Origin of the sequence: Methanocorpusculum petauri (genome assembly GCF_026891975.1) — an archaeon.
GTDB classification, from domain to species: Archaea; Halobacteriota; Methanomicrobia; order Methanomicrobiales; family Methanocorpusculaceae; genus Methanocorpusculum; species Methanocorpusculum petauri.
The window spans coordinates 56,698-68,282 of the sequence record NZ_JAPTGB010000010.1 but is presented as its reverse complement, the minus strand read 5'-3'; the positions used below and the strand labels follow the sequence as shown (position 1 = coordinate 68,282).

Annotated in this window: 9 protein-coding genes and 1 tRNA gene; 4 read left to right on the top strand and 6 right to left on the bottom strand. The window is 51.6% G+C overall.

Annotated elements, in window-relative coordinates; genetic code table 11:
• Window positions 1-256: 256 nt before the first annotated feature.
• The 3 genes from O0S10_RS05795 to O0S10_RS05785 all read right to left on the bottom strand — a co-directional run bounded on the left by O0S10_RS05795 (window position 257) and on the right by O0S10_RS05785 (window position 1,923).
• A tRNA-Ser gene (locus O0S10_RS05795) sits at window positions 257-340 on the bottom strand.
• Between the two features lie 39 nt (window positions 341-379).
• Window positions 380-1,231, bottom strand: a complete 852-nt coding sequence (locus O0S10_RS05790; protein WP_268924945.1) for an RNA-guided pseudouridylation complex pseudouridine synthase subunit Cbf5 — start codon at window positions 1,229-1,231, stop codon at window positions 380-382.
• Window positions 1,228-1,923, bottom strand: a complete 696-nt coding sequence (locus O0S10_RS05785) for a uroporphyrinogen-III synthase (RefSeq protein WP_268924944.1) — start codon at window positions 1,921-1,923, stop codon at window positions 1,228-1,230. The genes O0S10_RS05790 and O0S10_RS05785 overlap by 4 nt, the downstream gene beginning before the upstream one ends.
• Between O0S10_RS05785 and O0S10_RS05780 the strand changes: the two genes are divergently transcribed.
• Window positions 1,922-3,202, top strand: coding sequence for a tripartite tricarboxylate transporter permease (locus tag O0S10_RS05780; protein ID WP_268924943.1), 1,281 nt, complete (start codon window positions 1,922-1,924; stop codon window positions 3,200-3,202). The genes O0S10_RS05785 and O0S10_RS05780 overlap by 2 nt on opposite strands.
• Before the next feature lie 2 nt (window positions 3,203-3,204).
• Here O0S10_RS05780 and O0S10_RS05775 read toward each other — a convergent pair whose 3' ends face one another.
• The 3 genes from O0S10_RS05775 to O0S10_RS05765 all read right to left on the bottom strand — a co-directional run bounded on the left by O0S10_RS05775 (window position 3,205) and on the right by O0S10_RS05765 (window position 8,435).
• Window positions 3,205-4,197, bottom strand: coding sequence for a tyrosine-type recombinase/integrase (locus tag O0S10_RS05775; RefSeq protein WP_268924942.1), 993 nt, complete (start codon window positions 4,195-4,197; stop codon window positions 3,205-3,207).
• 212 nt (window positions 4,198-4,409) lie between these two features.
• Window positions 4,410-7,205 (bottom strand): PGF-CTERM sorting domain-containing protein, encoded by a 2,796-nt coding sequence (locus tag O0S10_RS05770; protein WP_268924941.1) that lies wholly within the window; start codon window positions 7,203-7,205, stop codon window positions 4,410-4,412.
• 387 nt (window positions 7,206-7,592) lie between these two features.
• On the bottom strand, window positions 7,593-8,435 hold the full coding sequence (locus O0S10_RS05765; RefSeq protein ID WP_268924940.1) for a F420-dependent methylenetetrahydromethanopterin dehydrogenase: 843 nt from the start codon (window positions 8,433-8,435) through the stop codon (window positions 7,593-7,595).
• A gap of 369 nt (window positions 8,436-8,804) precedes the next feature.
• Between O0S10_RS05765 and O0S10_RS05760 the strand changes: the two genes are divergently transcribed.
• From O0S10_RS05760 to rpl4p, 3 genes are all read left to right on the top strand, one after another.
• Complete coding sequence (locus O0S10_RS05760) at window positions 8,805-9,209, top strand: Tfx family DNA-binding protein (protein ID WP_268923354.1); 405 nt, start codon at window positions 8,805-8,807, stop codon at window positions 9,207-9,209.
• Window positions 9,210-9,824: 615 nt separating this feature from the next.
• Window positions 9,825-10,829, top strand: coding sequence for a 50S ribosomal protein L3 (locus O0S10_RS05755; RefSeq protein WP_268924939.1), 1,005 nt, complete (start codon window positions 9,825-9,827; stop codon window positions 10,827-10,829).
• Window positions 10,830-10,838: 9 nt separating this feature from the next.
• Complete coding sequence (rpl4p, locus tag O0S10_RS05750; RefSeq protein ID WP_268924938.1) at window positions 10,839-11,585, top strand: 50S ribosomal protein L4; 747 nt, start codon at window positions 10,839-10,841, stop codon at window positions 11,583-11,585.

The following is an 11,585-nucleotide window of genomic DNA, read 5'->3' as shown; positions in this document are numbered from 1 at the left end:
CCCATTAAACATCCTACCAAATCTGATCCAAAAATACCCCGAATCCTCGCGGATTTTACACCAAAAATACTTCACCGATCAACGAAGTCCCGAACAAAAATCACAGAAACAAAAAGAAAATCACAAACAAAGTACCACAAACACAAAACACTGAGATTGAATCCTACCGCCCCCACGAATATTGAATCCTACCAAACAAAAAGATCAACAAAACATACACAAAAACTCACAAGAACAACACAATAAAAAACAAAAACGCTGAGGGGGAGATTTGAACTCCCGAGAGACTTTCGCCTCACGGGCTTTCCAGGCCCGCGCCCTACCGCTAGACTACCTCAGCAAACTAGCATACTACGTGAGTTCTCTGTCTTTATTAATATTACGTGTTTGCATTGGACGGAGAAACAAAAACCCGGGTGGATTTTGCCACAAAACCAGGCTCGCCGCAGACAAACTTTGCAGAATCACGTACTGCCTCGGCAAGTGCAACCAGCTTCCCTTCCTCCGTAACGATTGCAACACTCTGTCCCCGGACAAACGGGTCACACCGGAGAATACCGACGCCCGCAAGAACTGCGCCGCGGGCAACCGCATCCGCTGCTCCGGGGCGAACAACAATCTTTGGAATGTCCATGATTGCTTCCTCGGGCGGGAGCAGCATGGATCGAATCGCTTTTTCATCGCCCCGCTCAACCGCATCACGGATTTCATGCAGGGTATATGTATCCTCCACCGAAAATCCGCCCGAACGTGTCCGCCGCAGTTCAATCATCTGTGAGCCGCAGCCGAGTACCCGGCCGATATGTACGCAGAGTGATCGGATGTAGGTTCCTGCTTCGCAGCGGACACGGATCAGTACCAGTCGATCCTGCATATCCAGAAGTTCGATTCGGTGAATTACCCGTATGCGCAGCGCCCGCTTCACCGCCGAACGGCGGGGCGGTCGCTGATAAATCCGGCCGGTGAACTGCTTTACTGCTTCTTCAACCTGATCGCGTGGGATGTCTGCATGAAGACGGAGGCACGCGACATACTCTTTCTCGTGCAGGAGCAGGAGCGGTGCGAGCCGCACCGCTTTACCGAGCATGACCACCAGGACGCCTGAGACCATCGGGTCGAGGGTTCCGGAGTGTCCGACACTGCTTTTGAGCATGTCGCCAACCCAGGCGGCAACCTGATGGCTGCTCGGGCCCCGGGGTTTGTCCACCAGCAGGACGCCGGTGTAGCTCATTTGATGCTCCGCAGGTAGGTGTTCAGGGCTTTGAGTGTTCCTTCCAATGATCCGTCGCCGATGATTTTCGGTTCAAGCCCTCCGGTACGCATGGCTTCTGCGGTGATGTCGCCGATGGCTATCGGCAGAATATTTTTGAGAGGGGGAAGGAGTGCCATTTTGTAGGAGTTGGCGCTGGTGAAAAGGATCGCGTCAACGTTGTCAAGGTTCAGCGGTTGGTTGGTTGGTTCGAGACCGTAGCACCGGTACTCAAACGCCATGCCGCCTGCTTCTTCGATTGCGTTGATCAGTTCAGGGTTCGGGACGTCGGCACGCGGAATGCCGATGCGTTTTTCTTTGATCCAGTCACCGAGGTACGGGACGAAGTCCCGTGAGTAATAGGTCGGGAGTGTTTCTGCGGCGATGCCGGATTCGTGGAGTGCTTTTGTGGTCTGCGGGCCGATGGCGATCACTCGTGTTGTTTTGGTGAGGTGGGGGGGGAGGAGCGGGGCAATTTTTTGTGCGGGAAGGGCGCTGGTGAAAAATATTGCATCGAATTCGTGGTCGGCTGCGGCGAGGACGAATGTCTGAATGGTGCTGCTGCGGATTTCGGCACGGAGGGGGGAGACGACACGGCATTCGTGTCCGTAGTGTTTGCAGAGGGCCGCGTCTGTCGTACTTTTTTCGGCAAGACGGGTGATTGCAAGTAACATGGATGAGTATTGGACGGCCAGAGTTAATATTCTGTCCCGTCGATATTGTGGTATGCTTGGTGCGGTTGTGGGGTGTGTTGTGGGTGTTGTTCTCGGGACGATTTCGGGGATTGTGCCGGGGGTGCATTCGAATACGGTTGCGGGTTTTCTGGCGGGGGTTTCAGGGCCGCTGTTGGTTTTGTTCGGGCCGGAGGGTCTTGCTGCGGCGATTGTGGCGATGATGGTTACGCATACGTTTGTTGATGCGGTTCCGTCGACGTTTCTGGGGGTGCCGGATCCGGATACGGTTTTGTCGGTGCTTCCTGCTCACCGGTTGTGTCTGGCGGGTCATGGGGAGGAGGCGGTTCGGGTGTCGGCTCTCGGGAGTGTGGCGGGGTTTGTGTTGTGTCTTCCGTTGTTTGTGGTGTTTATGCTGGTTCTTCCGCCGATGCAGGGGTATATTGATTGGGGTGTCGGGTTGGTGATTTTGGTTGCGGCGGGTTTGTTGGTGGTGTTTTCGCGGTCGCCGGGGTGGGCGTTTGCGGTGTTTGGGGTGTCGGGTGTTTTGGGTGTGTTTTCGTTGGGGTATGCGCATTTTTCGGTTGGGGTGTTCGGGGTCGGGGAGGTGCTGCTTCCTCTGTTGACGGGGTTGTTTGGTGTGCCGGTTTTGTTGTTGTCGATGCGGTCGGTTGTGGAGGTTCCTCCGCAGCGGTTTTCGGGGCTGCTGATTGAGAGGAGAGAGGTGATCTGGAGCGGGTTGCGGGGTGCTGTTGCGGGGGCGGTTGTGGGGTGGCTGCCGGGGTTTTCGAGCGGGACGGCGAATGCGCTGCTTGCGATCCGGCGTGACGGGGATTTTGAGCGGGTGGATGCACGGGGGTATTTGGTTGCGACGAGTGCGGCGAATACGGCGAATGCGGTTCTGGGGATTGCGGCGTTGTATGCGGTGGGGAGGATGCGGAGCGGGGCGATGGTGGCGCTGGGGTCGCTGGAGTTGCCGTCGTTGTCTTTTGTGGTGTTGGTTGCGGGGGTTGCTGCGTTGTGCGGGTATGGTGTGACGGTTGCTGGGTCGCGGTGTGTTCCGGTTTTGATGCGGGTGAGTCAGCGGTTGGTTGCGGGGGTGGTGCTTGTGTTTTTGGTTGGGATGTCGTTTGTGTTTTGCGGGCCGTTTGGTTTGTTGGTTCTGGCAGCCGCTACGCTGGTGGGGATGGTTCCCGGTCTTGTGGATGTGCCCCGGATTTTTTGTATGGGGGCGGTTATGGTGCCGGTGATGTTGTTTACGCTGGATGTGATTCGGTTTTGAGGTTACCGGAGGATGCTGATTTCACGTTCGGCTTTTTTGAATTGTTTGATGATTTGTTTTCTGGTGTAGCGCTGGTAGGATGCGGCGAGGTATCCTTCGTGGCCGGCGAGGAGTTCGGCGATGTCTTTGTTTGCGGCAAGGCTGAACCGGGAGATGAACCATTTGCGGGTCATGTGCCAGTGGAGCTGGCGGGTGTTGGTTGCGGGGTCGGGGTTTCCGTAGCCGAGGAAGTCGGCGGTTTTGCGGAAGTGGTACTGGGCGGTGAGGGCTGAGAAGGGGAATACCCGCGGGTCGTCGTCTCTGCGGACGGCGAAGTAGTCGCGGAGTGCTTCGGATGCTTCTTGTGTGAGGTAGGTGACCCGTGCTGTTTTTGTTTTGGTGATTTCGGCACGGATGTTTACGGCGGTTCTGGGTTGGCTGTCGTCGAGGTCGGTTTTGAGGAGTTTGGTGGCTTCGCCGAGCCGCATGCCGGATCCTACCATGGTGAGGAGGAGGGCGCCGATGTGTTCGGGCATTTCGAGGTACATTTCCTGGAAGACTTTGCGTTTGAGTTCTATTTCTTTGGTGGATGCCCGCGCGGGCGGGAGGCTGACGAAGATTCGTGAGCGGTCGCGCCGGCTGAGGGAGATGCCGCTGTCTTCAAGCCAGACGCAGGTTGCTTTGAGGTAGAGGTTTGCGGTCATGGGGGCGTAGTTTTTGGAGAAGGTGGTGCCCGCCAGTCTGAGGTCGCGATGATAGTTTCTGCCTTCTGCGAGTTCTTTGAGGTAGGTGACTGCATGGGGGTCGATTTCGTGGGGCCGTTTGAAGGTGCCCGGATAGATGCATCGGAGGTAGGCGCCGATTGCGAGCCGGTAGTTTTCCCGGGTTTTTTTGTTGTCGTACAGTTGCAGGAAGTCACTGATGGGAGTTACGGATCCGATGAAGCGGACCGGAGCTTTTGTTTCGAGGTCGGTTCCTGTTTTGAGTTCTTTGATGTTGTTTGTGGCTGGTGTCATTGTTGTTTTCACCCATTTCCGAAATCACCGTATGTTGTGAGGGGGTTTAGTTGTTGGTTGAGGGGATGAGGGATTTTTGAAATTTTTATGCCGGGTCCGGGTTTTGTGCCGGTTGGCAGATGTGGTGAATGTGGTTGAGAAAAAAGTAAAAATAAAAAATCAGGGTTTGTTTCCCGTTTCCGGGTTGCAAACCGTGTGGTGTTGCACGCTGCTTAGTTGCGGCGGAGTACGAGAAGTGCTACTGCACCAAGTCCTGCGAGTGCAATGAATGCGCCGAAGCCCGGAGTTGACGGGGTTGCGGTTGCAGTTGCGGTTGCAGTGGTGGTTGCCGGAGCACCGGTTGTAGTTGCGGTCGGAGTCTGGGTCACGACTTTTTCAACGAGGTTGAAGTTGGTCGTTGCTGTGATGCCGACTTCGATGCCCTGGACCTTGATGGTGTACTCGTCGAGTTTCCAGTTGGTGGTGTCAACTTCGACGGACCAGGTGTTGTCAGCGCCTTCGCCTGCAACAACTTTTGTGCTCTGAGAGACACCGGAGGTTGCGGAGGACTGGCTCTTGTCAACTGCGTTGAATGAGGAGGAGACGACTTCGACAAGGATCTGATCATCAACTGCGAGGTTGGTGGTACCGGAGATGGTGAACTTCGTTCCTACTGCTTTGTCTCCCGGGTTGGTGATATCGATACGCGGTTCAGCTACGGTGAAGGTGAGTTTGGTATAGATATCATCGATGTTCGGGTTGTCGATCATCTTGGTCAGCGCATCTGCTGCATTGGCACTCTGAAGTTTTCCTGCTCCTTCAACAACGAAGGAGGACTGCACTCCAAGGGATTTATTAGCATTGTAGATGGAGAGTGTTCTCGGGTTACTGTCTGCACCAGTGTCGTAAACATCAATCACTCCGTTTTCCATCGGGTGTTCGATGACGACGTAGTACTGGTTGGATGCCCAGTCGTTTCCGATTTCGATCTTCTTTTCGTAGGTTCCGTCATCTTCTACAGTGATGGATTCGATGTTATAGAAGTTCGGGCCGAAGATGTAGAGCATCAGTGAGTTCGGGTCGCCTTCGGCGGTTCCGCGGAGATAAATCTTGTCGCCTTTTGCAACGACGGTTCCGGACGGGACTGCGGAGAGGAACGGCTTTTTCAGGCTGACGGAGACGGTTGCGTACTCGGAGTCAGAGAGTTTGACTGCATAGTAGCTGTCACCGACTTCGCTTCCATAAACATTTGCTTTGGAGTTCAGCCAAGTGGTTGAGTCAGCACTGACTTTACCGAGGTTCTGTTCTCCGGAAGACTTACCGTTGGTGAGTCTGCTGGTTGCATAGACGGTGTATGCACCGTCATCGAGGGAGATCAGGGTTGTATCCCACTTGTATTCCCACGTGTTGTCGGTTCTTACCTGAACCGGGTTGGCTGCACTGTATGCCGGGTTCTCTTTTCCGCTGTCTCCTCCGAGATCTTTGAGAACGACACCGTCGGTGTGTTTCAGGTTCGGGCCGGTGACAAACAGGAAGACGTTGGTGCTGTCCGTGTTGGTTCCGGTGAGTGTGATTTCTTCACCGATGTAGTAGGTTCCGTCACCAGATGCGGAGATGGTGACTGCTCCTTTCTCGACTTTGACTTTGACTTTGTCGTAGTCGGAGTGGTCGCCATTCTTTTCAACTCTGATGGTGTAGGTTTTGTCTGTGGTCTCTGCTGCGGTGTTGTACTGGATGGTACGCTTTCCGCTTGCGTCGGTCTTGAACTGTGCACCAATGACTGAGGTACCGATTTTTTCCAAGTCTTTCTGCCATCCGTTCTGGTTTGGCTGGAGGGACGGGTTTACGTCGGTGTCAACTGCGTTTTCAATGGTTACATTGTAGAGTCCCTGACTCTTGCCCTGAATGGTTACGGTGAACGGGTTGCTGCGGACGACGGAGTCCTTGGCTGCCGTGATGGTCAGGGTGCTGCTCTGGATGGTGAACGTGATGGTGTTGGATTTTGCACCGTAGTCTTTGAATCCGGAGAAGTTACCGAACGTTTCGAACTCTGCCTGAGCAGTCCACTGACCTGCGGCTGCGTCGTTGCCCGGCTGCGTGGTCTTCTTCATGGTGGTCTGGGCAGATTCCAACTTAACGTTTGCGAAGTTGTAGATACCAAACTCTGTAGTCTTACCGCCGGCGGGCGTGGTGAAGACGATCTTTACGGTGGAGATGTTCTTACCCGATTCTGCGGACTGAATTGGCTCTCCACCCAGTTTTGGTGCGTCAATCTTGAAGGTGACGTTGGTGTCTTTGTTGATGGTCTTGCCGTCGATGGAGTCACCGCTGGAGGTTCCGACTCCAGTGAGGTCACCGGTGGTCAGCTCTGCTTTGAGCGTGATCTCCGGGTACCAGATGGTGGCGTAGCTACCGCCGGTCGGGCTGGTGTACCAGACGCCGACGTTGTTGCCGATCATCTCTTTCAGGAGCGTGGTTTCTTCCGAAACGGCAATGGTGTCAAGGACAGCCGGGGTTGCGTCGCCGGAAAGTTTGTACAGGGCCTTTGCTCCACCGATGTCGGACGGAGAGATCTTTTCGTACACGAAGAACGGGCCGAACGATTCTGCCACAGGTGCTGCTTCCTGTACATTTACTGCCACTGAAGTGTAGGTGGCATTATTCTCGTTGAGGTCGTCCTCGCTTATCACAAATTTCGCCGTGAGCAGCTGGGAACCTGCTTTCACCGGTTTAATAGAGATGAAGTAAGTACCGGATTGGGGAATCAGAGTAGTCCCATTATTTCCAAGATTGTTGTTCTCATCGTCATAGATCGTTACATTCTTGAAGGTAAGTTTACCTCCATCTGTTGCATTAAGGCCAATCTTTACCTCAATGATGGATGCTGTACCATTGGTAAGTGTAATACCATCTGGTATAGTAATGGATGTATTGTTCGTGGCGGCATTCGCTGCTGCGGCCCCTGCGCTCACGAAGAGTGCTGCAGCGAGGAAGATGGCCAGAACAACCATAATCTTTGTATTTTTCAAGTGTAATTCCTCCTAAATAAGGATTCAATCCCACAGGATCAAAATTACAAATATTCGCAAAACAGAGAAGATAGCCAACCAAAAAATCCCGAAATCCCCTCTCCAAAAAAATTCACATTAAACTTCCTACCAAATCCATTCAAAAAATATACCAAATATTCCTTCGAAAACACTTCATCAATCAACGAATCACACTCCGGAGAATAACAAAATCAAATCGAATTCCGCAAACAAAGTACAACATATCAAAAAATCAGAAATTGAATCCTACCGGACACACAGACATTGAATCCTACCAAACCAAAAGATCAAAAAACAGATCGTACTCAGCATACGACTTCACAAACAAAATGCCAAAAAGAAAAAAAATATTTTTTTCAAATATACTTACTCAGGTTTGCTGATAAGAGCGACCTTGGAGACAATCTCACCAGTCTTCTTGTGTGGCTTGCGGATAACAGAGTCGCCTGCCTTCTCAAGCTCACGTGCCTCGTCGCAGAGAACTGCTGCGACACGCATCATCTCGTGTGCAGAAGCAACGATTGGGACATAGTCGGTCCACTCTTTGGTCATGAAACAGCCCTTCACGTTGACACCCGCAACAGACTGTGCAATCTCATATGCTGCACGTGCCTTTGCAAGTGCGTACGGGTTGTTGAATTCACCCTTGGTAGAGTTGTCAGAGTTCAGGACAACCTTCGGGAGAACAATCTCATCGCCCTTCTTTCCTGCCTTCACCTGGTCGATGACTTTGTCAAGCTCGGTCTGGAGCTTGCGGAATGCACCGGTCAGGGCAAGAACCTTCACAAGATTGCCATTGTAGTCTGCCATCTCAACCGGGTCAAGGAACTCGCGGCGTGCACCAATCATGGCGTCTGCCTTTACAATGATGTATCCGAATTTGGATTCTTTCAGTGCTGCAAACTGTTCTTTCTTGGTTGTGACATCATCAGTAATAACGATCGTCGGAATACCTGCTGCTGCAAGATCCTCGCGTGCACCAGTCGGTCCCTCAAGAACACCGTTCGGGGAAACAACAATTGCAAAATCCGGCTGCCATGCTTTCAGGTTGGACACAACACGGTCAACATCTTCCTTCTGCAGTTTCGTTCCAGAGGTTGCCATGAAAGTCATCATGTCTTCACGGTCTGCACGCTCATCTAAAAGAAGCTCTGCCATAACACCGGATGCGATGTTACCGAGCTTTGCAACTCCTACCTTAACTACCATATTTATTACACCTCTCATTTTCAATGAGAACATCAGATTATCGACGAGAACCAATATAAGGTTTGTGAATTGATAATGTCATTTCCAAAAATACGGTAAAATATTTGATATTAAAGAAAAACCTCCTCAAATCTGGATATATCAGAGCAAGTCCCAATACAGAAAATTCCGTTCAAGGACTCATAGGAGACACATTTCTTATATTCTTCACTCGTCTTACCAAAAAACTGATCAAAATATCTGCAGATTCATGCGCGTAGAGCGTGATAAAAATTTTCTGGACGTATTTAATAGACTCTTTTTTGATCCCAGAGAAGTACACTACTTTAACCAAATATGTTTATAGTTAACAGACTTATATTAATAACCATGAAAGATACTCTCCTTACCGATCGCCAGAAGGAAGTTATCAGATACCGTAAGCAAGGAATGACCCAGCAGCAGATCGCTGATCGTCTCGGGACATCAAAAGCAAACATCTGTACAATCGAAAAATCTGCCAACGAAAATATCCGGCGTGCCAAAGAAACCCTCGAATTTCTCTACACTCTTGATGCCGCAGACCTTTGTGTCCTTGCCGCAGGCACTGATCTCATGGAAGCTCCCCATCTCATCTATCAGGCTGCAGCCCCTCTGAACATAAAAATTCGGTATGACAGCATCTCCTTAATCAATCGCATCAGTTCCTACATGCCTGAAAAGATCAAAGGTCGGCATGTCAGAGAAGACATCCGGGTATATCTTAACACTGACGGCGATCTCTACTTCGGATGACCTCTTTTATTTTTATCATCCTTTTCCCCATTACCTTTATTATCTCACTCTTCCAATAATAGTGAAGCCTTCATAGGCTGATATCAGCATAGCTGCTGTGTATCGTGGATATCCAGTTGGTTTGAAAACACACAGATTCTGTCTTGTTTTCATTATCGTGTAACCCTTTCGTGGGCAAACCCCGCAAAGGATTAAGACCTCAATAGGTCTGATGAAGCGCGCCGGGCGAACGTCAGCAGGACGAGCCCATTCTTTGTGAAAACCAAAGAGCGCGTGAACTGTCAGGTTCTCTTACGTGAGACTTGGAAGCCGCAACTGTGCGGCGCGCATACAATATGCGTCATTCGGGCATAAACCACAAGAACAGACAAGACGTTGTCGTTCATGCGGATATCCTAATGGATCAATTGCTACCCGTCTTTCCGTCTTCTAAGCATCTGTGCATCTGTACAGAAAGCGGAGACCGACACAAGAATGTACGTCCCATGGTCGAAGGCGATTTGTGAAATCGCAGGCTAATGGTGAAAGAACGGTTGTTTATAATTGACAACCACAGCAGACGTCTTTCGTTCCCGCGGGAACGAAAAGACCACAGTATTAAGGACTGATTAACACATGAGAACTGTGAGACCGCGTGCCGGTTCCCTCGCATACTATCCTCGCAAGAGGGCCAAGAGTATTGTACCAAAGTACCAATCCTGGCCGGAGTATAACGGGCAGCCCACGCTTCAGGGATTTGCAGGCTACAAGGCCGGCATGACCCACGTCATTATGATTGACGATCACAAAAAAAGCCCGACAGAAGGCAAGGAAATTATGGTCCCGGTGACCGTCATCGAGATCCCGGCAATGAAAGTTGCTGCAATCCGCGTCTATGTTAAAGACACCTACGGCAAGCACCCGCTTACCGAAGTCTGGTCTGAGGATGTTGCCGCACTTTCCGGCAGAATCACCAAAGCAAAGGCACACAACGCCACAGCTGCAACCGAGAAGATCAATGCTGCAATGGCAGATGTCGTCGAAGTTATGGTTCTGATGTACACCCAGCCGGACACACTTACCGGTGTCCCGAAAAAGGTTCCTGACTTAATGGAAATCCGTGTTGCCGGTGGCAGCGCACAGGAACGCTTTGACTATGCTCTCTCTCTTCTTGGCACCAGCGTTGAGATGAACACCATCCTCTCTGAAGGCCAGTTTGCTGACATTACCGGAATCACCAAAGGAAAAGGATTCCAGGGAGCTGTCAAGAGATTCGGTATCACTCTGAGAAAGAGAAAGCACGCAAGAACCAAGAAGACCCGCCACATCGGAACTCTTGGTCCGTGGACTCCGCACCACGTTCGCTGGCAGGTTCCAATGCCAGGTCAGATGGGCTTCCAGCAGCGCACGGAGTTCAACAAGAGAATCATTAAACTTGGTGACAACCCCGATGAGATTAACCCAGCAGGAGGATTCCTCCACTACGGTCTTGTCCGCGGTAACTACGTCCTGATTAAGGGTTCTATCCCGGGTCCGGCAAAACGCCTGATTCGTATCCGTCCCGCAACCCGTATGGGTGAACAGAAGACCATCCAGACTCCTGTTGTTGAGTTTGTGAGTCTCCAAAGCAAGCAGGGGTGAATCTGACCGATGAAAGCAAATGTAAAAGCAATTAACGGTTCTGTTCTCCACGAGATCGAGCTTCCGGCAGTCTTCAACGAAGAGTTCCGCCCAGACCTCATTAAGAGAGCTGTCCTCGCTTATCAGAGCGAACAGTATCAGCCGTACGGTGCAAACCCGTATGCAGGTATGAGAACCTCTGCAGAAGGATGGGGTTCCAAACGCGGAGAATCCAAGATTCCGCGTATCAAGAACGGATCCCGCGGTGCAAAAGTTCCGCAGACCAAAGGTGGCCACCCGGCACACGCACCAAAAGTCGAGAAGATCCTTGTTGAGAAGATCAACAAGAAGGAGAAGGCAAAGGCAATCCGTTCTGCAATTGCAGCAACCATCAACACCGAACTCGTTACCGCCCGCGGTCACAAGTTTGAGGGCGATGCAGCAATTGTCGTTGAGGATGCATTTGAAGCACTTGCAAAGACCGCAGAAGTCAAGAAGGCATTAATCGCCCTCGGACTTGGCGCCGATCTTGAGCGTGCAAAGAACTCCCGTGCAATCCGTGCAGGTCGTGGAAAGACGCGTGGACGCAAGTACAAGCAGGCAAAGTCCGTCTTAATCGTCACTGCAGCTCCCGGTTTTACCGCAGGTGCAAACCTTGCAGGTGTTGATGTCATGCCGGTCACTTCTCTGAACGCGAATGTTCTGGCACCCGGAACTCATGCAGGTAGACTTACTGTCTGGACTGAGGCCGCTGTCAAGAAGCTCGGGGAGGCATAA